Origin of the sequence: Geobacillus sp. E263 (assembly GCF_007197795.1) — a bacterium.
GTDB classification, from domain to species: domain Bacteria; phylum Bacillota; class Bacilli; order Bacillales; family Anoxybacillaceae; genus Parageobacillus_B; species Parageobacillus_B toebii.
Map to the genome: position 1 here is coordinate 530,389 of NZ_CP041632.1, position 26,876 is coordinate 557,264.

Annotated in this window: 31 protein-coding genes and 2 pseudogenes; 25 read left to right on the forward strand and 8 right to left on the reverse strand. The window is 41.2% G+C overall.

What is annotated here, in order from left to right:
• Positions 1–147 precede the first annotated feature (147 nt).
• The 9 genes from FNL97_RS02635 (at position 148) to FNL97_RS02675 (ending at position 8,103) form a co-directional block, all read left to right on the forward strand.
• Positions 148–588, forward strand: coding sequence for a hypothetical protein (locus FNL97_RS02635; protein WP_003354865.1), 441 nt, complete (start codon positions 148–150; stop codon positions 586–588).
• Between the two features lie 673 nt (positions 589–1,261).
• Complete coding sequence (locus tag FNL97_RS02640; RefSeq protein WP_062678359.1) at positions 1,262–1,519, forward strand: DUF771 domain-containing protein; 258 nt, start codon at positions 1,262–1,264, stop codon at positions 1,517–1,519.
• Positions 1,520–1,905: 386 nt separating this feature from the next.
• On the forward strand, positions 1,906–2,754 hold the full coding sequence (locus FNL97_RS02645; protein ID WP_062678338.1) for a DUF72 domain-containing protein: 849 nt from the start codon (positions 1,906–1,908) through the stop codon (positions 2,752–2,754).
• A 17-nt stretch (positions 2,755–2,771) separates the two neighbouring features.
• Positions 2,772–3,590, forward strand: a complete 819-nt coding sequence (locus tag FNL97_RS02650; RefSeq protein ID WP_143415002.1) for a sulfite exporter TauE/SafE family protein — start codon at positions 2,772–2,774, stop codon at positions 3,588–3,590.
• 13 nt (positions 3,591–3,603) lie between these two features.
• Positions 3,604–4,995: a bifunctional metallophosphatase/5'-nucleotidase gene (locus FNL97_RS02655; RefSeq protein WP_143415003.1), complete on the forward strand. Its 1,392-nt coding sequence runs from the start codon at positions 3,604–3,606 to the stop codon at positions 4,993–4,995.
• 56 nt (positions 4,996–5,051) lie between these two features.
• Positions 5,052–5,354, forward strand: a complete 303-nt coding sequence (locus FNL97_RS02660; RefSeq protein WP_015864982.1) for a YunC family protein — start codon at positions 5,052–5,054, stop codon at positions 5,352–5,354.
• Between the two features lie 73 nt (positions 5,355–5,427).
• The gene (gene yunB / locus FNL97_RS02665; RefSeq protein WP_062755817.1) at positions 5,428–6,177 is read left to right on the forward strand and encodes a sporulation protein YunB; all 750 of its coding nucleotides are present in this window, start codon (positions 5,428–5,430) and stop codon (positions 6,175–6,177) included.
• Between the two features lie 298 nt (positions 6,178–6,475).
• On the forward strand, positions 6,476–7,990 hold the full coding sequence (locus FNL97_RS02670) for a sodium-dependent transporter (RefSeq protein ID WP_143415004.1): 1,515 nt from the start codon (positions 6,476–6,478) through the stop codon (positions 7,988–7,990).
• Positions 7,991–7,995: 5 nt separating this feature from the next.
• Positions 7,996–8,103 (forward strand): methionine/alanine import family NSS transporter small subunit, encoded by a 108-nt coding sequence (locus tag FNL97_RS02675; RefSeq protein ID WP_143415005.1) that lies wholly within the window; start codon positions 7,996–7,998, stop codon positions 8,101–8,103.
• A gap of 44 nt (positions 8,104–8,147) precedes the next feature.
• On the opposite strand, the gene FNL97_RS02680 is transcribed toward FNL97_RS02675, so the two are convergent.
• Complete coding sequence (locus FNL97_RS02680) at positions 8,148–9,110, reverse strand: M23 family metallopeptidase (RefSeq protein WP_286173549.1); 963 nt, start codon at positions 9,108–9,110, stop codon at positions 8,148–8,150.
• A 193-nt stretch (positions 9,111–9,303) separates the two neighbouring features.
• Between FNL97_RS02680 and lipA the strand changes: the two genes are divergently transcribed.
• Complete coding sequence (gene lipA, locus FNL97_RS02685) at positions 9,304–10,200, forward strand: lipoyl synthase (RefSeq protein ID WP_015864977.1); 897 nt, start codon at positions 9,304–9,306, stop codon at positions 10,198–10,200.
• Between the two features lie 64 nt (positions 10,201–10,264).
• Here the strand turns inward: lipA and FNL97_RS02690 are convergent, their stop codons facing one another.
• Positions 10,265–10,951, reverse strand: a complete 687-nt coding sequence (locus tag FNL97_RS02690) for a YhcN/YlaJ family sporulation lipoprotein (RefSeq protein WP_062755823.1) — start codon at positions 10,949–10,951, stop codon at positions 10,265–10,267.
• Positions 10,952–11,063: 112 nt separating this feature from the next.
• Here FNL97_RS02690 and FNL97_RS02695 point away from each other — a divergent pair, with 112 nt between their 5' ends.
• Positions 11,064–11,339 carry a YutD family protein gene (locus tag FNL97_RS02695; protein ID WP_015864975.1) on the forward strand — a complete coding sequence of 92 codons (276 nt, stop codon included), beginning with the start codon at positions 11,064–11,066 and terminating at the stop codon, positions 11,337–11,339.
• 42 nt (positions 11,340–11,381) lie between these two features.
• On the opposite strand, the gene FNL97_RS02700 is transcribed toward FNL97_RS02695, so the two are convergent.
• Positions 11,382–11,663, reverse strand: coding sequence for a hypothetical protein (locus tag FNL97_RS02700; protein ID WP_062678330.1), 282 nt, complete (start codon positions 11,661–11,663; stop codon positions 11,382–11,384).
• A 57-nt stretch (positions 11,664–11,720) separates the two neighbouring features.
• The gene (locus FNL97_RS02705; protein ID WP_062678329.1) at positions 11,721–11,990 is read right to left on the reverse strand and encodes a DUF3055 domain-containing protein; all 270 of its coding nucleotides are present in this window, start codon (positions 11,988–11,990) and stop codon (positions 11,721–11,723) included.
• 121 nt (positions 11,991–12,111) lie between these two features.
• Here FNL97_RS02705 and hepT point away from each other — a divergent pair, with 121 nt between their 5' ends.
• Positions 12,112–12,549, forward strand: a complete 438-nt coding sequence (gene hepT, locus FNL97_RS02710) for a type VII toxin-antitoxin system HepT family RNase toxin (RefSeq protein WP_015864973.1) — start codon at positions 12,112–12,114, stop codon at positions 12,547–12,549.
• A gap of 230 nt (positions 12,550–12,779) precedes the next feature.
• Positions 12,780–13,550, forward strand: a complete 771-nt coding sequence (gene nucF / locus FNL97_RS02715) for a 5' nucleotidase NucF (RefSeq protein WP_143416280.1) — start codon at positions 12,780–12,782, stop codon at positions 13,548–13,550.
• Between the two features lie 52 nt (positions 13,551–13,602).
• Here the strand turns inward: nucF and FNL97_RS02720 are convergent, their stop codons facing one another.
• A complete protein-coding gene (locus FNL97_RS02720) occupies positions 13,603–14,100 on the reverse strand; it encodes a phosphatidylglycerophosphatase A family protein (protein ID WP_015864971.1) in 498 nt (165 codons plus the stop codon).
• Positions 14,101–14,260: 160 nt separating this feature from the next.
• Between FNL97_RS02720 and yutH the strand changes: the two genes are divergently transcribed.
• The 5 genes from yutH to thrB all read left to right on the forward strand — a co-directional run bounded on the left by yutH (position 14,261) and on the right by thrB (position 19,806).
• Positions 14,261–15,271, forward strand: coding sequence for a spore coat putative kinase YutH (yutH, locus tag FNL97_RS02725; RefSeq protein ID WP_015864970.1), 1,011 nt, complete (start codon positions 14,261–14,263; stop codon positions 15,269–15,271).
• A 91-nt stretch (positions 15,272–15,362) separates the two neighbouring features.
• Positions 15,363–16,346, forward strand: a complete 984-nt coding sequence (locus FNL97_RS02730; RefSeq protein WP_015864969.1) for a 2-hydroxyacid dehydrogenase — start codon at positions 15,363–15,365, stop codon at positions 16,344–16,346.
• Between the two features lie 189 nt (positions 16,347–16,535).
• Entirely contained in the window at positions 16,536–17,834 is a 1,299-nt protein-coding gene (locus FNL97_RS02735; protein WP_143415007.1) for a homoserine dehydrogenase, read from the forward strand.
• Complete coding sequence (thrC, locus tag FNL97_RS02740; protein WP_062678092.1) at positions 17,834–18,895, forward strand: threonine synthase; 1,062 nt, start codon at positions 17,834–17,836, stop codon at positions 18,893–18,895. Before FNL97_RS02735 ends, thrC begins: the two co-directional genes overlap by 1 nt.
• Entirely contained in the window at positions 18,892–19,806 is a 915-nt protein-coding gene (gene thrB / locus FNL97_RS02745; protein WP_143415008.1) for a homoserine kinase, read from the forward strand. The genes thrC and thrB overlap by 4 nt, the downstream gene beginning before the upstream one ends.
• Before the next feature lie 50 nt (positions 19,807–19,856).
• On the opposite strand, the pseudogene FNL97_RS02750 reads toward thrB, so the two are convergent.
• Positions 19,857–20,158 (reverse strand): annotated as a pseudogene (locus FNL97_RS02750) (NifU family protein); the annotation flags it as partial.
• Between the two features lie 30 nt (positions 20,159–20,188).
• Here FNL97_RS02750 and FNL97_RS02755 point away from each other — a divergent pair.
• Positions 20,189–20,512 carry a YuzD family protein gene (locus tag FNL97_RS02755; protein WP_015864964.1) on the forward strand — a complete coding sequence of 108 codons (324 nt, stop codon included), beginning with the start codon at positions 20,189–20,191 and terminating at the stop codon, positions 20,510–20,512.
• Positions 20,513–20,552: 40 nt separating this feature from the next.
• On the opposite strand, the gene FNL97_RS02760 is transcribed toward FNL97_RS02755, so the two are convergent.
• The gene (locus tag FNL97_RS02760; protein WP_062678094.1) at positions 20,553–21,623 is read right to left on the reverse strand and encodes an NAD(P)/FAD-dependent oxidoreductase; all 1,071 of its coding nucleotides are present in this window, start codon (positions 21,621–21,623) and stop codon (positions 20,553–20,555) included.
• 193 nt (positions 21,624–21,816) lie between these two features.
• Here FNL97_RS02760 and FNL97_RS02765 point away from each other — a divergent pair, with 193 nt between their 5' ends.
• The 3 genes from FNL97_RS02765 (at position 21,817) to erpA (ending at position 23,576) form a co-directional block, all read left to right on the forward strand.
• Positions 21,817–22,056 (forward strand): YuzB family protein, encoded by a 240-nt coding sequence (locus FNL97_RS02765; protein ID WP_015864962.1) that lies wholly within the window; start codon positions 21,817–21,819, stop codon positions 22,054–22,056.
• 248 nt (positions 22,057–22,304) lie between these two features.
• Positions 22,305–23,159, forward strand: a complete 855-nt coding sequence (dapF, locus tag FNL97_RS02770) for a diaminopimelate epimerase (protein ID WP_015864961.1) — start codon at positions 22,305–22,307, stop codon at positions 23,157–23,159.
• A gap of 54 nt (positions 23,160–23,213) precedes the next feature.
• A complete protein-coding gene (gene erpA / locus FNL97_RS02775) occupies positions 23,214–23,576 on the forward strand; it encodes an iron-sulfur cluster insertion protein ErpA (protein WP_062678096.1) in 363 nt (120 codons plus the stop codon).
• Between the two features lie 162 nt (positions 23,577–23,738).
• Here erpA and FNL97_RS02780 read toward each other — a convergent pair whose 3' ends face one another.
• The gene (locus FNL97_RS02780) at positions 23,739–24,731 is read right to left on the reverse strand and encodes an NAD(P)/FAD-dependent oxidoreductase (protein ID WP_062755834.1); all 993 of its coding nucleotides are present in this window, start codon (positions 24,729–24,731) and stop codon (positions 23,739–23,741) included.
• Positions 24,732–25,030: 299 nt separating this feature from the next.
• Between FNL97_RS02780 and FNL97_RS02785 the strand changes: the two genes are divergently transcribed.
• From FNL97_RS02785 to FNL97_RS17865, 3 genes and pseudogenes are all read left to right on the forward strand, one after another.
• Entirely contained in the window at positions 25,031–26,245 is a 1,215-nt protein-coding gene (locus FNL97_RS02785; RefSeq protein ID WP_015864958.1) for an NAD(P)/FAD-dependent oxidoreductase, read from the forward strand.
• 119 nt (positions 26,246–26,364) lie between these two features.
• Positions 26,365–26,577 (forward strand): annotated as a pseudogene (locus FNL97_RS18265) (NUDIX hydrolase); the annotation flags it as partial.
• A gap of 133 nt (positions 26,578–26,710) precedes the next feature.
• Entirely contained in the window at positions 26,711–26,833 is a 123-nt protein-coding gene (locus tag FNL97_RS17865) for a YuiA family protein (RefSeq protein ID WP_015864957.1), read from the forward strand.
• Positions 26,834–26,876 lie beyond the last annotated feature (43 nt).

Genomic DNA, 26,876 nt, shown 5'->3' on the forward strand with positions numbered 1-26,876 from the left:
AGTGGCCGCGAAGCGCACCCATGGACTGTTAGATATCAACAAAAACTCAAAAGTATGTGATGAGTTTTGTCGAAAAATATTTTTTTGGCACCCCTAAGATGCCAAGAAACCTTGATATATCAACATTTCTAGAGGGAGGTGATATTAATGTTCAAATTGGTAAGAATGTTGAAATTGCGAGACCTAGAGTTGTTTCGTTTAGATAATCAAGATAATGAAACTGTCTGTATGCTATTGATTTTAGATTACAGAAGACCTAGTGTTTTAGATGATTTTCCTATTTTAAAGGAAATAGAGGATGAGGATTCATTTGAAGGCGCGGAGAATTATATCCACACGGTAATAATTTCAGAAAAAAAATTAGAAGAAAATATTGTGGACCAAATTGCTGAGGTAATCGAAGGGTTAGTTGAACATAAGCCAAATTGTGATAATAATAATTCTTTTTATATTAGTAAATTCCCTGATAATTTTGAGGCTGGCACACATTTAATAGAGTATATTAAACCTATCTTAGATAAGATGAATTTTGATATTGATTTAACATATATCACTGATAAACATTTTAATTACTTGACTCAAGAATAATCTTTAATTTAATTGTGGTTCTTGAGTGGTACAATGGGTAATGTAGCGGTGAACATTGATCCAATCGTTAACCTAAAAATAGCATTGAATGGCGCAGGAATTAGGGGTGGGAGGATTTTCGACAGCGATGGTAAAAAAGATTGCCATCGTTCGTCTTGTTGGTTCAAAAATTACTTTCGAAAAGTAAATAAAAAATCCTTTCTTCCCCGATTGACTCATGTATTTCTTTTCGTTTATCTAAAATGGTCTTCAAACTGTGTCGGGCTCAGGGTAAACGAAACAAAAAGGCGGAGTGAGGGTTTCGACTTTTAATATGGGTATTTATAATTGAATTTTTTATTGAGCCCCAAGTTTCGAAAACGAAACAAGGAGCGTGATAATATACACACATCATTATGCGCAGAGTGAAGGAGGTGAGTGAAAATGACACTTCCGATCGATCTTGATTTGCTTCAAAAGAGAAAGGCAATCCCGGTTAAACTTGCCTAGTTATCCTATACAAATCCAGAAAAAGCAATCGGGCTTTTACGAAAGTGGGGAGAGAAACAAGTCCCTATTACTCCCTTGGTATGCGGAAATTACCCAAGCATTAAATTCTGATGCGCAACGCAAAATAAAATCCCACGACACATCCGTGCCGCTTATTGAGAGAGACGAGCAAACAGTCGAAAGGATGGGTAACGTGAACAAAGTCTGGTGGTCCATGCAGGATCTCAAGGAGCGTACTGGATACAGCGAGGACTGGTTGAAAGAAAATATCCTTCTTCATCCTCGCTACCGACAAATGCTTGATTTAGAAAACGGCGGGTTTGTGTACTACCCGGAGAAAAAAGGGGAACGTTGGTGCTTCATCGCATCGCGGATGGAAGAGTTCCTTGAAAAGCATTTTCGCGACATATTCATGAAGAAACTCAGGCGATTCGAACGATAATTAAACCTACTCGATTTGAGTAGGCTATTTTGTGCATAAAAAAGAAGGCCAAGTAAGACTCCGGCCTTCTGATTAGATGCTTGTGGGTCACCCACAAAACACTTACAATTTTATAGTGGGTTACTTTTTTAATCAGGTTAAATAATTCGAAAAACCTTACAAAATCAATAATCGTAAAGTATTGTTTGCCCATGCTGTGAGCAAAAATAATCAAGTTCGAAATGGAAAGATCTATCGGTTAATGATTGTTGCAAAATCATCCATTTGCCTATGGTGAATGGATGGTTTTCACATTTTTATGTATTTCTCTACTTTTTGCTATACGTATTCTCCATTGTTCTCAAATTTTTTACAGTTGTGATATGATGAAGTTAGGTGATTGGTGTATGATTTATATCGGATTAACCGGCTGGGGAGATCACGATAGCTTATATCCTCCTGGTCTTGCAGCGAAAGATAAGCTGCAAGAATACGCCGCACATTTTCCCACTGTAGAAGTGGATTCGTATTTTTATGCGATTCAGCCGCGCCAAAATGTCGAGAAATGGATTCATGAAACACCGAATTCGTTCCGCTTTGTCGTGAAAGCGTACCAAGGAATGACGGGACATGAGCGGGGCCCGATTCCGTATTCGAGCAAGGAAGAGATGTTTGCTGCTTTTTTAGACTCGATTGAGCCGTTTATCCAGTCAGGAAAGCTAGCGATGGTGTTGTTTCAATTTCCGCCATGGTTTGATTGCCGCCGTGAGCATGTAATGTATTTGCGTTGGTGCAAGGCGCAAATGAAAGAAGTTCCGGTAGCGCTTGAGTTTCGCCATCGTTCATGGTTTTCCCCCCGCTTTTATGCAAAAACGCTGCAGTTTATGACAGAAGAAGGATGGATTCATAGCATTTGCGATGAGCCGCAAGCTGGGGAAGGTTCCATTCCGACCGTGTTATATCCTACAAATGCAGAAAAAACGCTCATTCGTTTGCATGGGCGTAATGTATATGGGTGGAATAAAGCGACAAGCGGAGAAAATTGGCGGGCCGTAAGATATTTATATCGGTATCGGGAAGACGAATTGCGCGAATGGGTGGCGCATATTAAAACATTAAAAACGAAGACAAAGGATATTTACGTATTGTTTAACAACAATTCCGGCGGGGATGCTGCGGATAATGCGAAGCAATTGATCCGTTTGCTTGGCATTGAATATACGGATTTAGCGCCGCGCCAGCTTGATTTATTTTAGTTATTGGAGATGAGAATATGGAGTATGTGCTGCTAGTCATTGTCGGCTTTTTAGCGGGAACGATCGGAAGTTTAGTCGGTTTAGGCGGCGGAGTGATCATCGTGCCATCTTTGCTGTTTTTAGGCTCTACACATTGGTTGCCGCATGTCACCCCGCAAGCGGCTGTCGGCACTTCGCTCGTCGTCATTATTTTTAACGGACTATCATCAACATTATCCTATATGAAAGAAAAAATGGTTGATTATCAAAGCGGCCTTTTATTTTTTATCGGAAGCGGCCCTGGAGCGATCATTGGCGCGTGGATGAATAATAAGTTGAGCCTTGAGCATTTTTCTTTCTATTTTGGGCTTTTTTTAATCGCTGTATCGTTTTTTTTATCTTTCAGCAAAAATGCTTCAGTACGTTCACAACGAAAAACATTTAAAATTACCCGCACTTACACAACGAATGAAGGGGAAACGGTGACATATGGATACAACCCGATCGTAGCTATTGTCATCTCTTTCATCGTTGGTTTTTTTGGGGGGATTTTTGGTATTGGCGGCGGTTCATTAATGGTGCCGGCGATGATGATTTTATTTTTCTTTCCGCCTCATGTTGCGGTAGCGACTTCGATGTTTATGATCTTTTTGTCGTCACTTGTCAGCTCGCTTACACATATTTTTATGGGGAATGTACAATGGCTATTTGCGCTTGCTCTAATTCCGGGTGTTTGGTTTGGAGCGAAAACAGGTGCTTTCATTAATAAACGGCTTCGCAGTAAAACAGTGGTCATCGTCTTGCGCCTAGTGCTTGTTCTTTTAGGAATCCGTCTTATTTACGAAAGCTTTTCATAAAGGGGGAGGCTCGTTGAAACGGACAGTATATGTATACCATACGAACGATGTGCATAGCCATTTTGAATATTGGCCGAAAATTTCCTATTTTTTATGTGAACAAAGACAAAAGCATGAAAAAAACAACGAAACGATGTTGTTGTTTGATATTGGGGATTTTATTGATCGCTTTCATCCGATTACGGAAGCAACAAGGGGAAAAGCAAATGTTGATTTATTAAATGAACTTCATTATGATGCGGTAACGATTGGGAACAATGAAGGAATTACCCTTGACCATGAGGAACTAAATGCATTATACAAAAACGCCCGCTTTCCAGTCATTGTCGCGAATTTATTTAAGAAAGACGGGACACGTCCTTCTTGGGCGCATCCGTACTATATTATTCCTATTTCTGATACGTTTCGTGTTGGCGTGATTGGACTAACGGCTTATTTCGCTAAATCTTACGAGTTATTAGGATGGAAAGTGACGCCGCCTCTTGAGATGTTGGAAAACATTGCGGCAGAAGTGAAAAAACAAGCGGATCTTGTCATTTTATTATCGCATTTGGGAATCAACGAGGACGAAAAAATTGCTCAGACGATACCAGAAATTGATATTATCCTCGGAGGGCATACCCATCATTTATTTCCAGAGGGAAAAAGGATTAATCAAACATTATTGTGTGGAGCCGGGAAATATGGAAAGTTTATTGGAGTAGTGAAGTTAGAAATCGGGGAAAGTGATCATACATATAAAGCATTAGCTACCGTTGTGGATGTAAAAAGTCTGCCGGATTTGGAGAAAACGAAGCGCACCTTATCGTTATTAGAACAGCAAAGTTTAGCAACATTGGAAGCGGAACAAGTCGCAGAATTGAAAGAAGACTTGCCGTTACAATGGTTTTCGCCGTCTCCGTTTGCCGAATTGCTCGCTTCAGCACTTAAAGAATGGTGTAAAGCGGAAATCGGCATGGTAAATGCAGGTGTCCTGTTAGAGCCGCTTTACAAAGGAGTAGTAACAAAAAAAGATTTACACCGTATTTGTCCGCATCCGATCAACCCGTGTAAAGTGCAGCTTCGGGGCGCAGAATTAAAGGAAATTATTTTACAAGCAAATACAGAAAGAATGAAATACTTAGAATTTAAAGGATTTGGTTTTCGCGGCAAGGTGATGGGGCAAATGGTATATGATGGAGTCGAACTGGAAACAGAAACAAGTAAAGATGGATCCGAACATATTCGCCACATTATGATTAACGGTGAGCCATTAAATCCAGATCAACTATATGATGTGGCGACGATTGATATGTTTGCGATCGGAAATTTTTATCCCCAAATCCAACGCGCTTCGAAAAAAGAATATTATATGCCGGAATTTTTACGGGATGTTTTGGCATGGAAATTAGCAAACCAAAAATAAGCACATTTCCTTCCCTATTTCATACATTAAAGTAGGGAAAGGAGTGTGGCTTTATCATGATCAACGTAACTCCTATTACGATCGATCATTATCCATTTATTGCTATTTCCGTTCAATTACCAAAGACGAATTTGCTTGCCGTAGCAAGTGAAAAAGGGTACATTATGTGCGGCGCGCTCGATGTGGCGCTATTGAATGAGAAACTGCGCGACCGCGGAATTGTCGCTGGAAGGGCGGTCGGGGTGCGCACGATTGAACAACTGCTTGAAGCGCCTTTAGAATCGGTGACAGTAGCTGCTGAAGAGTTGGGAATTACGGTCGGTATGAAAGGAAAAGATGCTTTGTTGAAGATGCGGTAAAAAATTATATAACAATTTGCGTTATCTCCCTCCTTTCAAGCATACATATAGCTTGTAAAGGAGGGATTTTATTTTGCCTAGATTTCCCGCACGCTTTCCGAGAAGAGGCCCGCTTCCCTTTCGATATGTATTTTTATTGACATTTGTTTTCTTTATGTTTTCCACAGCTCTCAGTCTTTGGATTGTGAATAAAAGGATCGAACCAGTTTTAATGGAAATTGCTGAAAAGGAAACGAAACGAATTGCCAATTTAGTCATTAATAATGCAATTGAACAACAGTTTTTAAAAGACAATCCGGAAATGAGTGATTTAATTACAGTACAGAAAGATGAAAATGGCAAAATTGCTTCGGTGGATTTTAATGCAGTCATTGTAAATCGAATTTTAGCAAATACGGACGACTATGTAATGCAAAGTTTAAAAGCGGCAACGGAAGGAAAGATTGAAGAACTCGAACTTCCTGACGCCGAACCGGAAAAAGGGAAAAATAGCGGAATTATTTATTATATTCCAATTGGCCAAGTCACCAATAATTCACTCCTTGGCAATCTCGGGCCGCATGTTCCTGTCCAATTTCAAATTATTGGTAATGTATTATCGGATGTAACAAAAGAAATTAAGCCGTTTGGGATTAATAACGTGTTAATTGAAGTGGATATTCACGTTTCCGTAGATATTCAAGTAGTAATCCCGTTTTCAGCAAAAGCTGCAACCGTCTCAACAAAAATTCCGATTGCGATGCATGTGATTCAAGGAGAGGTTCCGGAATTTTATAATAATGGCGGCAATGTCAACCCATCTTTTAAAGTGCCTTCTCATTAGCTTAACGTTTTTCGGTCGCCTGCCGGGTCGGTGAAGATTTTTTATATGTTCGCCGGCTCGGGTTACGGCGTAATAAGCATGTCATATCATGGGCGTTACTTATTTTATGTAAAGAAGAAAAAAAGTTTTGTAATATAGGACAAGTTGCCATTGTTTTTTCCTACATGGAAATAACAAACATAGAAGTCTAATATTGCTTTGACTTCTCGACTAATAGGAAGTATACTATACTTATAAAAGACAGATAAATCAGAAAATAAAAAATTATATTATTCTACAAAAAATGGGGGGACTGTAAATGGAGAATCGACAGCAATGGGGAACGCGCGCAGGGTTTATTTTAGCAGCAGCTGGCTCTGCGATCGGGCTCGGAAACATTTGGCGTTTCCCTGGGGTCGCTTATGAAAATGGCGGCGGAGCATTCTTTTTCCCGTATTTATTCGCTTTGCTTACTGCAGGGATTCCGTTGTTAGTGATGGAATTTGCCATCGGTCATAAATACCGAGGTTCTGCGCCCCTATCGCTTTCCCGCATTCATAAAAACGCGGAGTGGATTGGCTGGTGGCAAGTGCTTATTTCGTTTGTTATTTCTACGTATTATTCCGTTGTTATTGCATGGGCATTATCTTATACGGTATTTTCCTTTAATTTAAAGTGGGGAGAAGATACAGAAAGTTTTCTTTTTAAAAATTATTTGCATTTAGCGGATAAACCGGGTCAATTAGGAGGAATTTCGCTTAATGTACTTATTCCGCTGGTGATTGTCTGGATTGTTACGTTAGGTGTGCTCTATAAAGGCGTTAAAAAAGGAATTGAATTGGCAAACAAAATTTTCTTGCCAACGCTTGTTGTTCTTTTCCTTATCATTGTTATTCGCGCGGTTACGCTTGATGGGGCATTAGAAGGATTAAACGTGTTCTTTAAACCGGATTGGGACCAAATTATGAGCGGAAAAGTTTGGATTGCCGCGTATGGACAAATTTTCTTTAGCTTATCCATTGCTTTTGCTATTATGGTCACGTATGCCAGTTATCTTCCACAAAAATCAGATTTAACAAATAACGCGTTTATTACGGGATTTGCAAACTCTGGATTTGAATTGTTGGCTGGAATTGGAGTATTTAGTGCTCTTGGCTTTTTAGCGCAACAACAAGGGGTAGCGGTAGATGAAGTGGTAAGCAGCGGTGTCGGATTAGCATTTGTAGTGTTTCCGAAAATTATTAACGAGTTTCCGACGCTTAATGCCTTTTTCGGTGTTCTCTTTTTCTTATCGTTAACGCTTGCGGGACTAACATCTCTCATTTCGATTTGCGAAACGTATATTGCCGGGATTCAGGAAAAGTTTGGTGTTTCCCGTACGAAATCGGTATTGTTTGGAGGAGGCGTTGCGGCGTTATTATCTCTTTTCTTTGCGTCGCATGGCGGTTTATATTTGTTAGATGTCGTCGATTACTTTATTAACAACTTTGGCATTGCGTTGGCGGGACTTGTTGAGGTTGTTGTAATTGCTTGGGTTGTGCGCGAGCTTAATAACTTGCAAGAGCATGCGAACAGCGTTTCCGATATTATGCTCGGTGCCTGGTGGAAAGTTTGCTTAAGCGTCATCACGCCGCTTGTGTTAGGATATATGATGGTGGATAACATTCGGACAAATATTAAAGAAAATTACTCAGGATACGAAACTTGGTTTGTTACGTCGTTCGGCTGGGTTGTCGCGCTTGCTGTCATTGCAATCGGAATCTTGCTTTCATTCAAGCAATGGCACGGTTCTACTGTCAGAGAAACGCACCAGACGGAAAGCAAGGGGGTTTAAGATAGATGGAAACAAGTGCGGTTGTCATGATGGTTGTTGGTATCGTCGTCATTTGGGGAGGTTTAGCGGCAAGCATTATTCATGCGGTGAGAAAAGCAAAACAAAATGCATAATGATATGTAAAGGAAAAGGAGGTCGGTGTTTCATTCCGACCTCCTTATTTTTTCTTTTGTTTTTCCGCGCGTTCCCACGCTTTCAGGTGAGGATACGGATCGAAAGACCATTCCGTATATCCGTTATCTTTGTACATTCCATAATGAAGATGTGGCGGAAATTTTCCAGCCGTCCCTGGCGGTCCGTAGCCCGAACTGCCGACCGAGCCGATAATGGTTCCTGGTTCCACGATTTGTCCTTCACGTAAGTTAGGGGAAAATCCATTTAAATGAGCAAAATAGTGATAAGTGTTATTAATATCACGAATACCCACACGCCATCCCCCATATTTATTCCATCCTTTTAATTCTACAATTCCGTAGCAGGTCGACCGTACAGGGACACCGTAGCTGGCAAAAATATCTGTCCCTTCATGAATGCGGCGTCCTCCCCAACCTCTTTTGTCACCCCATGTATCCCGATAGCTGTAATTCGCATGAAGCGGAAGCGGGAATACATGATCATCTAACTTTAACGTCTGATACTTTTTGTAAATTTTTACTTTGCCTAAAATTAAATCAACCGTTTTGCTTCGCTGATAATAGTCCCAAAGGGCCATTTTTATATGTTTATGATCGATTCCATACGATTGAAGAAAGCGTGCCATAGCAAAAATAACATCTTCATCATCTGTCGGATCGGAGACACCGTCTCCGTTTCCATCCATACCAAAACCGCCAAATTGCGAAATCGTAAACGGATTGGTATCATGAGGGTTTTTATTTAAAGGCCCCGCCCAAATTTCCGGTTTGATATAGATGCCAAGTACGCCGGTAGGTTTAGGCAAATCACGGCGCACTTGACGGACGTTCCGTTCATATTGATCAATCGCCGCAAAATAATACCAAGGGATCAGCGAGGCTGCTTCTGCTTTTTTGTATAACTCCATTCGTTTCTGATAAATCTCTTCTTCATCGAATTTTTCTTGGCTAAATATGATTTTTGGTGTCGTGAATATAATTATCATCATTACAATGCCAAATATAAATCGGTACACATACTTCTACCCCTTTCCATTCATCTCCTTTATTTAGTTTGAGGAGATTCGCTTATTTCATAAATGTTAAAATGCGGAAAGTGAGGGGTGACTAATTTCTTTGTGTTTATTTGCTGTTTTTTTTATAATGAAAAATATAAATAAAACTATTGGAGTGAGAACAATGGCAACAAATGAAGAGCACCTTCGCAAACCGGAATGGTTAAAAATAAAGCTGAATACAAATGAAAATTATACTGGCTTAAAGAAATTGATGCGTGAAAACCGGTTACATACCGTATGCGAAGAAGCAAAATGCCCAAACATTCATGAATGTTGGGCGGTACGAAGAACGGCAACATTTATGATCTTAGGGAACGTATGTACTCGTGCGTGCCGCTTTTGCGCGGTAAAAACAGGATTACCGACGGAACTAGATTGGCAAGAGCCGGAACGTGTTGCCGAATCGGTTCGCCTTATGAACTTAAAACACGTTGTTGTCACTGCTGTCGCTCGCGATGACTTGAAAGATGGAGGAGCGGCTGTATTTGCGGAAACGGTCCGTGCCATCCGCCGCAAAAATCCATTTACGACGATTGAAGTGCTTCCTTCCGATATGGGTGGAGTATATGAGAACTTAAAAACATTAATGGATGCACGTCCAGATATTTTAAACCATAATATTGAAACGGTTCGCCGATTAACGCCAAGAGTGCGCGCACGCGCGACATATGAGCGCTCGCTTGAATTTTTGCGCCGCGCGAAAGAATTGCAGCCGGACATTCCAACCAAGTCGAGTATTATGGTCGGCCTTGGGGAAACAAAAGAAGAAATTATTGAGGCAATGGATGATTTGCGCGCCAATCATGTGGATATTTTAACGATCGGCCAATATTTACAGCCAACGAAAAAGCATTTGAAAGTAGTGAAATATTACCATCCAGACGAATTTAGAGAATTAAAAGAAATCGCATTAAGCAAAGGATTTACTCATTGCGAAGCTGGTCCGCTCGTTCGCTCTTCTTATCATGCAGACGAACAAGTAAATGCGGCTTCGGCAGCACGGCAGATGAAAGCGTAAAACGTGTGTAAAAAACGGTCTTGCCTTCATCGAGATGAAGACAGACCGTTTTTCTGTTCTCAGGTTATCGGTTCATTTTTGCAGGCTTTGGCGTACCATCATGGAAATCACGATCGAGACGGTCGTTTGTTTCGTTAATCATTTCCCCATTTTCGTTTTCCCCGTCACTTAGTTTGCGGCCTTGCGGATATTTCAGCATTCTTTGAATCGTTGCATCGATAATTTGATCGATATTTCGGCTGTTGGAATCTAAACGTCCAAAGCGCTCGATATCTTTCATGAGGCGTGGATCATCAGCCACATAGACATGATAATAGCGCGGAACGACAGAAAGAGCTGTCTTTTTTACTTGGTCTGCTGTTTCCTGACGATTTTTTGTATCTGTATCATAAACGATCAATACTTCTTCGTCTGTTACTAATGTGGCGACATCCTTAACGTTCGGCAGTTGTGTGCAAAGCTTGCTGATTAAATCAGCCGCGCGCTCGCGATTGAACGTTGGCATATTGTTATATAAGTTTGCATCACCGCGAACAGGGCTTTGTTGATGGCGGACATAGCCAAAATTGTTCATTCGTGCATCGTCGCCGTTTGGCACTCCTCTTTCATTATATAAATCGTTGCGATCGGTGACGTTCATCGTATTACCGCTTCGTTTATATACATCGGTATTGTTATCTTGTCCCATTTGCGCACAGCCTGCTAATGTTACAGCTGTACCTAATGTGACCGCAAGCAATGTTTTTCTCATTGCAAACACCCCCTTCACCTTCAGGATGTTCCTCTTTATGAACTTTGATAACAGTAATTGATTGGGAACGTTTCATCGTTTATGATGAAAGTGGAAAGGCAAGGTGAAAAGGATGATATGCATTAACAATATATGTTATGAATTAGTGGAAAACGTGAAAAATGCGTTTAATGAAGAGGCGTTTCGTGCGCGATATGCAGATATTTTAAGTAAGTATGACTATATTGTGGGAGACTGGGGATACAACCAACTTCGTTTGCGCGGATTTTTTGATGATCATAACCAAAAAGCAACATATGATACGAAAATTAGCACATTATCAGAATATTTGTATGAATATTGCAATTTTGGTTGTGCGTATTTTGTGCTTCGTAAGGTAAAACGATAAAACAAAACGCGGCTATCCTTTTTATGAGGATAGCCGCAACTATTATGCTTGACCGTATGGGAATTGTTCATTTTCCCGCGGGTCATCGTGCGGCGGATGCGCGCCAGGGTCTTGTCTTGGAATGTCTTGGTGGAATGATTTGTATTCGTAGTTAAAAGCACTATAGTAACGCTGTCCCTTTTTCCATGGGGTGCTTTTGTTTTGCACTGGTTCGTCTGCGCGGCGCGGAGAACCGTACGGTCCTTCTGGAAATTCTTCGGCCGTTAAAAAATTTTTCTGTTTTTCCACGGTGGAAAAATCGCTATACTTTTCCTTTTCCTGCATTTGTTTCACCTTCCTCAGGATGGGGATTATTTATAATGTCCCCTAATGAGAAGGCAGCTATGAAATGCATTCATATAAAAATGATCGTAAATCATTGGCATCTTCTTCACTCAAGCGGTAAGCATGTTCCAAATATCCCGGTTCTTCTAAATCGTCTTGTCCAATAATTGCAAAACGGTTGCTTTGCAAATCAAGGACTAAATATTTTCCGTAAAAACGATCTGTTTGGATAATGGCTAAATCAAATCGTTGCCGTTCTCCTAAAAAACTGACAAAACGCGTTTTCGTATCGACCGTATCGTCATATAAGTAAAAACGCTCGTTCATAAACTCCGCCCTCCAGTAAGAAATGTGCGTACTTCCATCATAACAAACGATATGTGAAATGTCTCGTATTCGTATAATTATGGTACAATGAAAAAGAGATGGAATATGGGAGGAAGTAATCATGTATTTTGTAGATCGTAATAAAATCGAAGAAACGTTGCGCTATATGGAAAAACTGTTGCATATTTATAAACAAAAGCCATCGTGGGATGATGAATTGTCTCAACTTGTTCTTGAGCGCATTGTTCATTTAGTGATTGAAGCAATTTTAGATGTCGGAAATGCGATGATCGATGGTTTTATTATGAGAGACCCAGGCAGTTACGAAGATATTATCGATATTTTAACGGATGAACGGGTTATAACGGCGGATGATGCAAAAGGATTAAAAGCGATCATTGGCTATCGGAAAATGCTTGTTCATCATTATACGAATGTCGACCACGCAAAATTGCTTGAGGAAGTGCAAAAACATTTTCCAGCACTGCAAGCATATCCATCCGCTATTCGCACGTATTTAGAAAACGAGCTTGGTCCCGTGTCCGCGTTCCGCAATTGATGGATCGTTTAGCAAACACGTCTCCAATGTTAACTTGTACCAAGGAGACTTCCACTCCATTTATCGGGTAGAAAGAGATATCCTCCTTCTGCGTGGAGACTTCTTTGTAAAGCCCCCCTCGCTTCTAAATGGAATACAGAAGGGAGGGGATTGGGGCGTGTTTGCTTTTTGACATTTTTCATTTCTTTTTATAAGTTTGTTACGTGATGATCAATAAAGAGGTGAAGATGTTGAAAAAGTATAAAGGATATTTGATCGACTTAGACGGAACAATGTATCGAGGAACAGAATGTATCGCGGAAGCTCGTGATTTTGTAAAAGAGCTGTATCGAAAAGGCATTCCGTATTTATTTGTCACGAATAACTCTTCACGCACACCGGCACAAGTGGCGGAGAAATTGCAGTCATTCGGCGTTCCAGCAACAGAAGAACATGTGTTTACAACAAGCCAGGCGACAGCAAACTATATTTTTGAAAAAAAAACGGATGCTTCTGTTTACGTGATTGGCGAAGAAGGAATTCGCACAGCTCTTGAAGAAAAAGGATTTACTTTTGCGAAAGAAGACGCTGAATTTGTCGTGATGGGAATTGACAGAAGCATTACATATGAAAAACTTGCCATCGCTTGTTTAGCCGTTCGCAATGGCGCGACGTTTATTTCGACAAATGCCGATATTGCGATTCCGACAGAACGAGGATTGTTGCCGGGAAACGGTTCTCTCACGGCTGTTGTTGCTGTGTCGACCCAAGTGCAGCCTATTTTTATTGGAAAACCGGAAAAAATTATTATGGAACAAGCGCTAAAAGTGTTGGGAGTGCCGAGAGAGGAAACATTAATGATCGGCGATTACTACGATACCGATATTATGGCAGGAATGAATGCGGGAATGGACACGCTTCTTGTCCATACGGGAGTAACGACAAAAGAACTGTTGCAACGATATGAAAAACAGCCAACATATACGGCCGATTCACTAAAAGAATGGATGGATCGCATTTAAAAAACGCCGCTCTAACGAAGAGCGGCGTTTTTTCTTTTCGCTAAAGCGCCGCTTACTCCACATTCGCCGCTCGATGGGCTAAGCGGCTTGAGGCAGCGGCAGCAATAGCGCCGACAATATCGTCTAAAAACGTATTGCACTTTCCTGTTGATTTATCATTTAAGTATTTCAAAATGCCTGGCTTTTGTTTATCAATATATCCATAATTGGTGAAACCGATGGAGCCGTATACGTTTACGATCGAAAGCGCTAAAATCTCGTCCACTCCATATAAACCTTCGTCACGCTGAATAATAGACTGCAACGGCTCATCTAATTTGCCTTCTTCTGCTAATTTATCAAGCTGGATGCCAGTGAGTATCGCGTTTTGTACTTCACGCTTGGCAATCACGCGGTTCACATTTTCAATACATTCTTCTAGTTTCAAATTTGGATGGTATTTCGATTGTAAATAATATACAAGTTCAGCGATGTCTTTGATTGTAACCCCGCGTTCTTCCAGCCATTGGCGGGCGGTTTGTTCAAGATTGTTCATAATTGGTTCTTTCATGGGCGTCACCTGTTTCTTTAAGGAGTTATTTTTTATTATATATGTTTATCATGGCATAAATGTGCCGTTTCTGTAAACTTTGATGCTTGCAAATATGGGAAAAAACAGATTTTTTTGCAAATGAATTCATATATTGCTTTTATAAGGAGGGAGAGAAGTGATGCAAGAATTTATTCGTCATGAATACGAAATTTCGGCAGAAAGAATGGGGAAAATTGGACGATATTATACATTTCTATACAAAAATCAATATTATACCGTTATTCCTGTACATGGGCGTACGGAAGCGGAAATAAAGGAATTGCAGAAAATGAGCCATTATTTGATATCGAAAGGAGATGTCACTGTCGCATCGTTTGTTCCAACCAAGTCAGGAGAGCTGGTTGCTTACAACGCCAGACAGCCCATTGTTATGGTTCGTACGTCCATTCCGCCATATGCAAGAAATATCTCGATTGGTCGGGAATTAGCGAAATTTCATCAGCGTGGCCGCACTTGTCCTATTTCGATTATTCATTGTCGGCGGATAGGCCAATGGAAAGAATTTTGGGGAACACGCCTTGATCAGATGGAGCAATTTTGGAGAAGAAAAATAGAGATGGGAATTACTACTATGTTTGATCGTCTTTTTATTGAATCATTTCCATATTATCTTGGCTTGGCGGAAAATGCGATTCAATATGTAGCGGATACGGAGTTAGATGAGGAGCCTGTCGGTATTGACTATGCAACTTTTTGCCATGAACGGTTGCCGGATGCAAAGTGGATAGAGGGAAAGGAGCATAAGTTAGCGACGGATTGGGTATATGATCATTGTGCAAGAGATTTGGCGGAGTGGGTTCGGCAAATATACACAAAAAGACAAAATGCTTCTGTGGAAAGAATCCGGCAATTTTTTCGAGACTATGAACAGGTCACCCCGTTATCGGCATTTGCCTGGCGCTTAATTTATGCACGGCTTCTTTTCCCGCTTCATTATTTTGAATGTGTGGAAGGGTATTATATATCAGAAGGAGAGAGAGAAAAACAAGCATATGAACAAACGTTACGTCATATTGTCAACCATTCCCGAGAGCATGAACAATTTCTCGCGTCATTTGTGGATATTGTCGGACTATCGAACCGCCAGCTTCATCTTCCGAAAATTGATTGGTTTTCTCACGTATCATAAGAGCGGTGATCACGGAATCATCGTTTTTTTTTTATGATAATGGCGCAATTATGATAAGATAGAAAAAAATACATAAAAGAAGGTGGGCGTTATGGGTCGACCATATGTGTTTATTACAAGAAAGCTTCCCGATGATATTATCGCTCCGATCAAAGATATCGCCGAAGTAGCGATGTGGCCGCATGACGATATACCAGTTTCTCGCGATGTGTTAATCAATGAGGCGAAAAAAGCAGATGCGTTATTAACAATGGTATCGGATGTCATCGATCAAGAGGTATTAAAAGCGGGAAAATCGTTAAAAGTTGTTGCAAACATGGGGGTCGGATTTGACAATATCGATGTCCCGGCCGCGACAAAATATGGAATTGCTGTTTGCAATACTCCTGATGTACTAACAGATACAACCGCTGACTTAACGTTTGCCTTGTTGTTGGCAACCGCCCGCCGTATAGTGGAGGCAGCGCAATTTATCAAAGAAGGAAAATGGAAAAGCTGGAGTCCATTTTTATTAGCTGGTGTGGATGTCCATCACAAAACGATCGGTATTGTCGGCATGGGGAAAATCGGGCAGGCTGTTGCAAAACGGGCAGCCGGTTTTGATATGAATATTTTGTACCACAATCGTTCCCGCAACATAGAAGCAGAAAAGCAGCTTGGCGCGACATATTGCTCGTTTCAAGAGTTATTGGCAACCGCTGATTTTGTTGTTTGCTTAACGCCGTTAACCAATGAGACACGTCATATGTTTAACAGGGAAGCATTTCGCAAAATGAAACAATCCGCGATATTTATCAATGCGTCAAGAGGGGCGGTCGTTGATGAACAAGCTTTATATGATGCGCTTGTAAGCGGAGAAATTGCCGGAGCAGGATTAGATGTATTTGAACATGAACCGATTGACGCTTCCCATCCGTTATTGACATTAAAAAACGTTGTTGCATTGCCGCACATTGGAAGTGCAACGGGAGAAACACGTACAAAGATGATGGAATTAGCTAGCCGAAATATTATTGCCGTGTTGCAAGGAAAACAGCCTGAAACGCTTGTAAACAAAGAGTGGAATTCACGATAAAGCGGTCCTATGAAGCAGGGCTGCCTATTTTTTGTAAAAAATTATCCGAATTTACTTGATATTAAACGTTTTCAATATTTATTATAAAAATTAGTCATTTTAGTCATTGTAAAACAAAGCAATATCTTTTATAATGTCTACTATAGAAAAACAAATGTTTATTCAGGAGATACAGAAAGGCGGGGGAATATGGAAAAGCCAATCTTAGTTGGTTTATTAGGATTAGGTACTGTTGGGAGCGGTGTTGTAAAAATTATTGAAAATCATCAAGAACGGCTGATGCATCAAGTAGGTTGTCCGGTGCAAATCAAAAAAATTCTTGTAAGAGATATATATAAAAAACGGGACGTGCGCGTGGAACCATCGTTGTTGACAACAAATGTTACAGACGTCATTGATGATCCAGAAATCAATGTCATTATCGAAGTAATGGGGGGAATCGAGGAAACTCGTCAATATTTGCTTCGCGCATTGCGGCAAGGCAAGCATGTGGTGACGGCAAATAAAGATTTAATGGCATTGTATGGGTCAGAGTTGTTGGCAGTGGCAGTGGAAAATCACTGTGATTTATTTTATGAAGCAAGTGTTGCTGGAGGAATTCCGATTTTGCGCAGCCTTGTTGATGGTCTTGCTTCGGACCGCATTACGAAAATGATGGGGATTGTAAATGGAACAACAAACTATATTTTAACAAAAATGTGTAAATACGGTGCATCCTATGAAGAAGTATTGGCAGAAGCACAAGCGCTTGGATATGCGGAAGCAGATCCAACCGCGGATGTAGAAGGATTAGACGCAGCAAGAAAAATGGCTATTTTAGCCCGTCTCGGATTTTCCATGAACATTGATTTAGATGATGTTCAAGTAAAAGGAATAACATCGATTACGGAAGAAGACCTTAACTACAGCAAACGTCTCGGTTACACGATGAAATTAATCGGCATTGCTAAGCGTGATGGAAACAAAGTAGAAGTAAGCGTCCAGCCGACATTGCTTCCTGATTCCCATCCGCTTGCGTCCGTTAATGATGAATACAACGCGGTATATGTGTATGGCGAAGCGGTCGGCGAGACGATGTTTTATGGACCTGGAGCGGGAAGTTTGCCAACAGCGACTGCTGTTGTTTCTGATTTAGTGGCCGTCATGAAAAATATGAGATTGGGAGTAAACGGATGCAATGCCGTTGCGCCGCAGTACGAAAAGCAGCTAAAATCCGCATCAGAAATTTTTTCGAAATACTTTTTGCGTATTCATGTGAAAGATCAAGTTGGTGCGTTTGCGAAAATTACGGCACTATTTTCTGAACGCGGTGTTAGCTTCGAAAAAATTTTACAATTGCCTTTAAAAGAAGATGGGCTTGCGGAAATCGTAATCGTTACTCATCGTGCGTCACAAAAAGATTACGAGGACATTTTACAGCAATTGCGTGATTTAGAAATTGTTCATGAAGTAAAGAGCTCGTATCGCGTTGAAGGAGAGGGAAAATAATGACATGGAAAGGGCTGTTGCAGGCGTACGGTGAATTTTTGCCAATCAATGAAAATACCCCGATGCTTTCTTTAAACGAAGGAAATACACCGCTTATTCCGCTGCCACGGCTATCGGAAAAGCTTGATGTGGAATTGTACGTAAAAGTGGAAGGCGCAAATCCGACGGGATCGTTTAAAGACCGTGGCATGGTGATGGCGGTCGCAAAGGCGAAAGAAGCGGGCAGCCATACGATTATTTGCGCTTCGACAGGCAATACGTCCGCTTCTGCTGCGGCTTACGCGGCAAGAGCAGGGTTGCGCTGTATTGTCGTGATTCCGAATGGCAAAATTGCAATGGGAAAACTAGCCCAGGCAGTTATGTACGGAGCAGAAATTTTTGCGATTGAGGGAAACTTTGATGAAGCGTTAAAAATGGTGCGCCGCCTTAGCGATATCGCCCCGATTACCCTTGTCAACTCGGTAAATCCATATCGTATCGAGGGGCAGAAAACAGCGGCATTCGAGGTTTGCGACCAGCTTGGCAAAGCGCCGGATGTGCTTGCGATTCCGGTCGGCAATGCGGGGAATATTACTGCTTATTGGAAGGGATTTAAAGAGTATCATGCGGCGAAACAAACTGGTCTTCCGCAAATGCGCGGATTCGAGGCGGAGGGAGCGGCGGCGATTGTCCGCAATCAAGTGATTGAGCATCCGGAAACGATCGCGACGGCGATTCGTATTGGCAATCCGGCAAGCTGGGAAAAAGCGGTGCAAGCGGCAACGGAATCAAATGGAAAAATTGATGAAGTATCGGATGCGGAAATTTTAGAAGCGTATAAACTGCTTGCGCGGGAGGAAGGAATTTTTGCTGAGCCTGCTTCTTGCGCATCCATTGCGGGAGTGATCAAGCAACGGAAGCGGAATGAAATTAGAAAGGGAAGCACCGTTGTGGCGGTGTTGACAGGAAATGGGCTGAAAGATCCGGCAATTGCGATGGAAACAGCGGAAATTGAACCAACCGTACTTCCGAATGATGAGGCGATTGTGTTTGAGCATATTCAAGGAGTTGTCCATCAATGAAAGAAGATGGGATGTTAAAAATCGTCGTCCCAGCAAGCACGGCGAATTTAGGACCTGGTTTTGATTCGATTGGTCTCGCAGTATCCCGTTATTTGACGTTAGAAGTCAGGTTGGCAGATGAATGGAAATTTATTCCCCGATCTCCTGAAGTGAAAGCAATTCCGCCGGGAACAGACAATTTAATTTATCAAGTGGCGGCGCAAGTCGCTCAAACATACGGGCGTACGTTGCCGAGCTGTGCGGTCGATGTATATAGTGATATTCCATTTACGCGCGGCTTAGGAAGCAGTGCAGCAGCAGTGGTAGCGGGAATTGAGCTGGCCAATGAGCTTGCAGGTCTATCGCTGACTTTAGAGCAAAAAATGAGGTTGGCCAGCTGTTATGAAGGGCATCCGGATAATGTCGGCGCTTCTTTATATGGAGGGCTTGTCATTGGCAGTCATCGCCAAGAAGAGACAAATATCGTTCATGTTCCAAACGTGCAATTCGATTTAGTCGCTGTCATCCCTTCGTATGAGTTAGAAACAAAAAAAGCCCGCAGCGTTTTGCCACAGCTGCTGGCGCGCGAAGAGGCCGTCGAGGCAAGTGCGGTCAGCAACGTATTAGTCGCGGCGTTATTAACGAAAAATTGGGAACTTGCCGGAAAAATGATGGCAGCTGATTTATTTCATCAGCCTTATCGTAAAGAACTTGTCCCGCAGCTATCGCTTGTAGAGACGTTGGCTGCGCGATACGGAGCGTTTGGGGCGGCATTAAGCGGGGCGGGTCCTACCGTTCTTGCTTTTGCCGAACCTGGAAAAGGAGAAAGCTTAAAAGAAAAATTGCTTCCGCACTTTCCAGATTGTGCGGTAGAATCCCTGAAGGTGGCACAAAAAGGCAGTCAAGTATATAAGCTGGCGCTTGAAAAATAACAGCGGTTTCCATTGGGAAACCGCTGTTATTTTTGGCATGAACCTCGTGATTAGAATACTTGTTCTACTTCGACAACGCCTGGTACTTCCTCTAAGAGTGCGCGTTCAATTCCGGCTTTTAATGTAATCGTTGAGCTTGGGCAGCTTCCGCATGCACCGAGCAAGCGTAATTTGACAACACCGTCTTCAACGTCGATTAATTCGCAGTCCCCGCCGTCACGAAGCAAAAACGGGCGCAGTTTATCCAAAACTTCTTGCACTTGTTCTTTGATTTCTTGATCCGTCATTTTTATCGACTCCTTTCTTTAAGTTTATTATAATCATGATAAAGAAAAAAATCTAATAATAAATTTTGTTTTTATGATATGAAAGGTGGAAATATATGACGCTGAAGCAAGTAGAAATATGCGTATATGGTGCCGATGTGATTTGTCCATCTTGTGTGCAATTGCCATCTTCCAAAGAAACATATGAATGGCTAGAAGCAGCTATTAAACGGAAATATCCAGACCAGCCGTTTTCCATTACGTATATTGATATTTTTAACCCACCAGAAGATGATGAGGAGAAAAAGGCGTTTGCCAAAAAAGTGATCGAAGAAGATTTATTTTACCCTGTTATTGTGATTGAGGGTGCCATTGTCGGAGAAGGAAACCCAAAGCTAAAGGCGATTTATGCAGAAATGGAGAAGTATGGTTATCGATGATAAAAAGGGGGATCTTGGAACGAAGATCTCCCTTTTTTCATTAATAACCGTTGTGATATTTATACATCCATAATACTCCTGATTTTAACAATCTAGGGACTCTCCCGGTGATTGGACGATCAGCGAGAAGGCCGAATCCATGTTTTCTGCCGAGCGACCCGAGAATACCTTTTAATTTAATTGGCGGGAATTCGCTCGGTGGCTCTTCTCCTTTCCAACGTTTTTGTAATACTTGAACGATTTGCTCCGCTTGCCCTTCTGCAAGCTGCGCGCTTGGAGAGTGCGGCAAACTTGCGCAATCACCAACTACGTATACATTTTCATATCCAGGAATGTGATGTTGTTTCGTTAAAATAACACGGCCTTGTTTGTCTTTCTCTACTGGCAAGTTTCTGACGACACGGTTTGGCTGTATTCCCGCTGTCCATACAATGACATCGCAATGAACCGGATGATCGTGATTATAAAGAGTATGTTCTTCTACTTTTGTAATGTTAGAACCGCGAACGATTTCAATATCGTGTTGTTTAAACCAACTTTCCACATAGTCGCTGAGCCGTTTTGGAAACATTGGCAAAATTCGTTCTCCGCGGTCAAACAGTTTGACGTGCAAATCAGGGCGGCTTTCGGCTAATTCACTTGCTAATTCAACGCCGCTTAGTCCCGCACCGACAATTCCGACAATAGCGCCAGGCGGTAAATTATTTAATGCTTCGTATGCCGCTCGCGCTTTCTCAATCGATTGAATGCTATGTGTAAATGTTTCAGCACCTGGGACGCCGTGGTATTTATCTTCACATCCTAACCCAATCACTAAATCATCATACTGGATACTGCTTCCATCTTGCAATTGTACGTTTTGATGGTTGAGATCAATGTTTACGACCTCACCGAAACGGTAGGTAAGACGCGGATGTTCTGGAAATGGAACGCGAATATGATGATCGCTAATCGTTCCTGCTGCGAGTGCATAATACTCTGTTTTTAAACAATGATATGGAATACGGTCGACGAGTGTAATATGAACATCTTCTGGTAAATGGTTTGGGAGGAGGCGAAGCAAAATTCGCATATTTCCGTATCCTCCACCGAGCAGCACAAGGTGTCTCATTGTAAAATACCCCTTTTATCGTTTTATAAAACGCAAAATGCCATAAAAAAGTATAACGAAATTGTGGCAAAATAACAACAATTTTTCGGAAAGCATTGACAAAGGAAGAAGATATAATGGCAAACGAAGTGTCTGAATTGACGTTTCTAAAAAAAACCGTTACGATGAAAAACAGTAGGAAGGTGAGAAAACGATGATTCAGCCAATGATTGAGTTTTGCATCAGCAATTTAGCGAGCGGATCGCAAAAAGCGTTAGAAATACTAGAAAAGGATCCTAATTTGGATATTATAGAATACAGCTGTTTAAGCTACTGCACTCGGTGTGCGGAAACTCTTTTCGCTTTAGTCAATGGCGAAATCGTAACCGGAGATACGCCTGAACAGCTAGTAGAAAATATTTATCGTTATTTAGAGGAAAATCCGATGTTTTGAACGAAAGGAAGCGGCTATATCAAGACGATTAGCCGCTGTTTTTATTAACTATTTTTACCGCACTTCGATCATTCTTGGAATATTATATGGATAGTATGTACTCGCTGTGACATAAAAAACGAGGATGTCCCATCAGACATCCTCTTTAAGGTGTATATTATGAAAAAACGGGGGATATTCTCATTGTGTCCCGTTTATTTTCGATTTATACTTATGTATAAAAAATTTTTTATTTCAAGGAGGAAATAATGAATAAATTTTCGTTTACAAAAATGCATGGGCTCGGCAATAGTTATATATATGTAAATATGTTTGAAGAAACAATTCCAGAATCATTATTATCGTCCTTAGCGGTGAAAGTATCCAACGTAAATACCGGAATCGGAGCGGATGGCATGATTCTCATTTGCCCGTCAGAAGTAGCTCCGGTAAAAATGCGGATTTTTAATAGCGACGGTTCTGAAGGGAAAAATTGCGGCAATGGCTTGCGTTGTGTCGCAAAATATGCATATGAGCATGGAATGGTAAAAGACCGATCCTTTTTTATTGAAACATTGTCCGGACTCGTGAAGGCAGAGGTTACCGTAGAAAATGGAGCCGTTACAAACGTTACCATTGATATGGGAAAGCCGCGTTTAAAGCGGAGCGAGATCCCGATGATTGGTCTGGATGCGGAACGAGTCGTTGCAGAACCGTTTGAAGTCGATGGAAAACAGTATGAAATTACAGCCGTTTCGATGGGAAACCCTCATGTCATTTTTTACGTGGATGATATCACAACAGCGCCGGTAACGACACTTGGTCCGATTGTGGAAAAGGACGAGCGGTTTCCTGAAGGGGTAAATGTCGAATTCGTCGAGGTGGTAAACGACCATGAACTCCATTTTCGCGTATGGGAGCGCGGCTCTGGAGTGACGCAAGCTTGCGGTACAGGGGCGTGTGCAGCTGTTGTTGCTTCCGTATTAAATGGAAAAACAGCGCGAAATAAAGAAACGGTCGTCCATTTGGCAGGCGGGGATTTAATCATTACATGGACAGATGAGGGAAATGTGCGGATGACAGGACCGGCGGAAACGATTTGTACAGGTGTGTATTACTATTAAATATTTGAGAAACATGTATGGAAAGCGATATACTATCCATAAGGAGGGATCGCAATGGCTGATATTATTACACTTACAGAAGCAGCTGCGCTTCAAATTAAAGATATGATGAAAGAACATGAGGAAGAAGGGGCATACCTTCGCATTGGAGTGAAAGGCGGCGGCTGCAGCGGTTTATCGTATGGAATGGGATTCGACCATGAGCGTCATGAAGACGATCATGAATTTGAACAGCATGGAATTAAAATTCTAGTCGATAAAGAAAGCGCGCCAATTTTACAAGGAACAGTGATTGACTATAAACAATCGTTAATGGGTGGCGGTTTTACGATTAACAATCCGAATGCGATCGCCACATGCGGTTGCGGTTCATCGTTTAGAACAGCAACGAATGCAGGCACGCCGGAACAGTGCTAATGATGCTCGCAAGCATTAGCGCAGGAAAATGTACAGTTAAGAGAACAAATCACGGCACGCAAACAGAAGGAAAATGGAAGTAATCTGTTCAAACTGGGCGCAACAAAGGGATGCTTTTTATACATAAAGCATCCCTTTCATTTTTGTGAACATAAAAGCAAATTAGAATAATGAAGTGGAGTGTGCCGGCTGCATTCTCGCTGTTGGGTCGATATACGTTTTTGCGCTGCTGATTGCGATCGGCGCTTCGCCGAATCCGCAAGCAATGAGTTTTATTTTTCCTTCATATGTGCATATATCGCCAGCAGCGTAAACGCCAGGAATATTTGTTTCCATTTTGGAGTTAACCTTTATGGAGTTTTTCTCAATTTCAAGTCCCCAGTTTTTAATTGGCCCAAGCGAGGAAATAAAGCCATAGTTCACAATCAGTGCATCGATTTCAATCGTTTCGCGCAGACCGTCTTTCACATGTTCGATGACAACTTGGCGAATGCCCTTTTCGTCACCGATTAACTCCACAGGGACAAATGGAGTTTTCACATTGACTGTGGAATTCATCAATGTTTCCACACTATGTTCATGAGCGCGGAATTTATCGCGTCGATGTACAATCGTCACTTTTTCAGCGATTGGTTCTAGCATAAGCGACCAGTCCACGGCGGAATCTCCGCCGCCGCAAACGAGTACTTTTTGCCCTTTAAATTGATTTAAATCATTAATGAAGTAGTATAAATTTTTTCCTTCATATTGCGTTGCATTTTCTAATTCAAGGCGTCGAGGCTGGAAGGCGCCGTTTCCTGCGGTAATAACAACAGTTTTGGAATAATGTATTTCTTTGTTTGTCGTTAATTTAAATGTTCCATCTTCCAATTTTTCTAACATTTCCACTGATTGATCAAGACAAACAGTTGGTGAAAATTTCTCCATTTGTTCTTTTAAATGATCAATCAATTCTTGAGCGCGTACTTTAGGAAATCCAGCAACATCATATATGTATTTTTCAGGATAAAGAGCAGACAGTTGTCCTCCTAATTGCGGCAAGCTTTCGATAATTTTTACGCTCATCTGCCTTAATCCCCCGTAAAAAGCGGCAAACAGCCCGACCGGTCCGCCTCCTATAATGGTAACATCATATATTTTTTGGTCTTCTTTCATTATCAAAGATTCCTCCCCCACAAATAAAATTACCCTCACCATCTTATCATACCATAAAAGCCATTTGTTATTTATGGGGATTTTTGTAGCTAATAAAAATATAAAAAACGCTTGAAAAGATTGAAAAAAAGGGCTAATATGTTTTGTGGATGCATTGTTAATTTTTTGTGACAATTGTTTAACATTTTTTTGACGATTAACGTGAATAATTTCACAAACTTTGCCCGATAAAAATGTGCATGGCGGCAAAATCTATAAACAAAATTACAAAAAAATTAAAAAGGATGGAAGTGATTTAATTGAAAAAACCAAATGTCGTCATTTTAGGTGCTGGTTATGGCGGTTTAATGACAACAGTACGTTTGCAAGAGCTTGTTGGGATCAATGAGGCGAGCATTACACTCGTGAACAAAAACGACTACCATTATGAAACAACATGGCTTCACGAAGCATCAGCCGGTACATTGCATCATGACCGAGTTCGTTATCCAATTAGCGATGTGATTGATCGTAATAAGGTAAAATTTGTGCAAGACACGGTTGTCAAAATACTTCCTGATGAAAAGAAAGTGTTAATGAAAAATGGCGAACTTACTTATGATTATTTAGTTATTGCTCTTGGATTTGAATCAGAGACGTTTGGAATTAAAGGGCTAAAAGAGTACGCTTTTTCTATTGCAAACGTGAATGCAGCGCGGCAAATTCGTGAACATATTGAGTATCAATTTGCTACGTATAATACAGAAGAAGAAAAACGGGATGAACGTCTAACGATTGTCGTTGGTGGTGCTGGATTTACAGGTATTGAGTTTTTAGGCGAATTGGTAAACCGTGTTCCTGAATTATGCCGCGAGTATGATATTGACCCGCATAAAGTTCGTATTATTTGTGTAGAGGCAGCGCCGACAGCGCTTCCAGGTTTTGATCCGGAACTGGTTGAATATGCGGTTAACCAATTAGAGCGTAAAGGCGTTGAATTTAAAATCGGCACTGCCATTAAAGAATGTACACCAGAAGGAATTATCGTAGCGAAAGGAGACGACATCGAAGAGATTAAAGCAGGCACAGTCGTATGGGCCGCTGGTGTACGCGGAAGCCATGTAATCGATGAGTCTGGCTTTGAAGCGATGCGCGGTCGTATTAAAGTGGACCCATTCTTGCGCGTTCCAGGACACGAAGATATTTTTGTCGTTGGTGACTGTTCGTTAATCATTAATGAAGAAACAAATCGCCCATATCCGCCAACGGCACAAATTGCTATGCAAGAAGGCGAAGTGTGCGCGAAAAACCTTGCTGTGCTAATTCGTCAGCAAGGAGAATTGCAGCCATTCCGTCCAGATATTAAAGGAACGGTTTGTTCGCTTGGCGAGGATGATGCGATTGGAGTTGTATTCGGCAAAAAAATTTGGGGAACAAAAGCAAGCTTTATGAAAAAAATGATCGACAATCGTGCTCTTTATTTAATTGGCGGTCCTTCGCTTGTAATGAAAAAAGGAAAATTCAAGTTCTTCTAATAGACGGGCAAACTTCAATGTTTGCCCTTTTTCAACATTTATATCATATTTATATACTGAAGCAACCTTTTCTTTTTTTAGCGAAAAATGGACGGTATTCGTACAAATGTAAATGTTTTTCGCATACGATTACTGTGCAAACCGATGAATTGTTCACGGCTGAATTTTTAAGCAAGCAAAGATTGCGAGAAGATCGACATACATCTCGGTTATTGCGATATTTATTGCAATTAGAACCATTTCACTATTTTCCGGCTCATGACGGACTCAATCCCGGGGAACCGTTTGGATACACAAAATATAGTTTATATTTCAAAAATTCGAAAGATTAAGGAATATGAAGAAAACAGAAGCATGCCACTGATGTATCCGTTTACATCACGATAAATGAGGAAAATCCCTCTTTTTCTTTTGAAAAAAATTTTGGTATATTATCAGAAAATTAGGGAAAATGGAGGGGCAAATATGAAACATACAGAACAAACGGTATGCCCATATTGCGAAGGGAACGGATACGTACAACTTTTGCTAGGTGGCTCGGAAACTTGTTATGGATGTTCAGGAAAAGGAACCGAACAAAAGAAGTAAGCCGTTTCTGAAAATTGACTCCCTTTATCCGATTCAGTACACT

Bases quoted from the DNA above. Each gene is read 5' to 3' on its own strand.
- FNL97_RS02735 (WP_143415007.1), top strand. From the start codon at position 16,536: ATGGAAAAGCCAATCTTAGTTGGTTTATTAGGATTAGGTACTGTTGGG.
- erpA (WP_062678096.1), top strand. From the start codon at position 23,214: ATGGCTGATATTATTACACTTACAGAAGCAGCTGCGCTTCAAATTAAA.
- FNL97_RS02705 (WP_062678329.1), bottom strand. From the start codon at position 11,990: ATGAACGAGCGTTTTTACTTATATGACGATACGGTCGATACGAAAACG.
- FNL97_RS02635 (WP_003354865.1), top strand. From the start codon at position 148: ATGTTCAAATTGGTAAGAATGTTGAAATTGCGAGACCTAGAGTTGTTT.
- FNL97_RS02765 (WP_015864962.1), top strand. From the start codon at position 21,817: ATGATTCAGCCAATGATTGAGTTTTGCATCAGCAATTTAGCGAGCGGA.
- yutH (WP_015864970.1), top strand. From the start codon at position 14,261: ATGCAAGAATTTATTCGTCATGAATACGAAATTTCGGCAGAAAGAATG.
- FNL97_RS02690 (WP_062755823.1), bottom strand. From the start codon at position 10,951: ATGAGAAAAACATTGCTTGCGGTCACATTAGGTACAGCTGTAACATTA.
- FNL97_RS02780 (WP_062755834.1), bottom strand. From the start codon at position 24,731: ATGAAAGAAGACCAAAAAATATATGATGTTACCATTATAGGAGGCGGA.
- FNL97_RS02755 (WP_015864964.1), top strand. From the start codon at position 20,189: ATGACGCTGAAGCAAGTAGAAATATGCGTATATGGTGCCGATGTGATT.
- thrC (WP_062678092.1), top strand. From the start codon at position 17,834: ATGACATGGAAAGGGCTGTTGCAGGCGTACGGTGAATTTTTGCCAATC.
- FNL97_RS02675 (WP_143415005.1), top strand. From the start codon at position 7,996: ATGGAAACAAGTGCGGTTGTCATGATGGTTGTTGGTATCGTCGTCATT.
- FNL97_RS17865 (WP_015864957.1), top strand. From the start codon at position 26,711: ATGAAACATACAGAACAAACGGTATGCCCATATTGCGAAGGGAACGGA.
- FNL97_RS02760 (WP_062678094.1), bottom strand. From the start codon at position 21,623: ATGAGACACCTTGTGCTGCTCGGTGGAGGATACGGAAATATGCGAATT.
- lipA (WP_015864977.1), top strand. From the start codon at position 9,304: ATGGCAACAAATGAAGAGCACCTTCGCAAACCGGAATGGTTAAAAATA.
- FNL97_RS02670 (WP_143415004.1), top strand. From the start codon at position 6,476: ATGGAGAATCGACAGCAATGGGGAACGCGCGCAGGGTTTATTTTAGCA.
- FNL97_RS02680 (WP_286173549.1), bottom strand. From the start codon at position 9,110: ATGATAATTATATTCACGACACCAAAAATCATATTTAGCCAAGAAAAA.
- FNL97_RS02730 (WP_015864969.1), top strand. From the start codon at position 15,363: ATGGGTCGACCATATGTGTTTATTACAAGAAAGCTTCCCGATGATATT.
- FNL97_RS02695 (WP_015864975.1), top strand. From the start codon at position 11,064: ATGATATGCATTAACAATATATGTTATGAATTAGTGGAAAACGTGAAA.
- FNL97_RS02645 (WP_062678338.1), top strand. From the start codon at position 1,906: ATGATTTATATCGGATTAACCGGCTGGGGAGATCACGATAGCTTATAT.
- FNL97_RS02640 (WP_062678359.1), top strand. From the start codon at position 1,262: ATGGGTAACGTGAACAAAGTCTGGTGGTCCATGCAGGATCTCAAGGAG.
- FNL97_RS02700 (WP_062678330.1), bottom strand. From the start codon at position 11,663: ATGCAGGAAAAGGAAAAGTATAGCGATTTTTCCACCGTGGAAAAACAG.
- thrB (WP_143415008.1), top strand. From the start codon at position 18,892: ATGAAAGAAGATGGGATGTTAAAAATCGTCGTCCCAGCAAGCACGGCG.
- FNL97_RS02650 (WP_143415002.1), top strand. From the start codon at position 2,772: ATGGAGTATGTGCTGCTAGTCATTGTCGGCTTTTTAGCGGGAACGATC.
- hepT (WP_015864973.1), top strand. From the start codon at position 12,112: ATGTATTTTGTAGATCGTAATAAAATCGAAGAAACGTTGCGCTATATG.
- FNL97_RS02720 (WP_015864971.1), bottom strand. From the start codon at position 14,100: ATGAAAGAACCAATTATGAACAATCTTGAACAAACCGCCCGCCAATGG.
- FNL97_RS02660 (WP_015864982.1), top strand. From the start codon at position 5,052: ATGATCAACGTAACTCCTATTACGATCGATCATTATCCATTTATTGCT.
- dapF (WP_015864961.1), top strand. From the start codon at position 22,305: ATGAATAAATTTTCGTTTACAAAAATGCATGGGCTCGGCAATAGTTAT.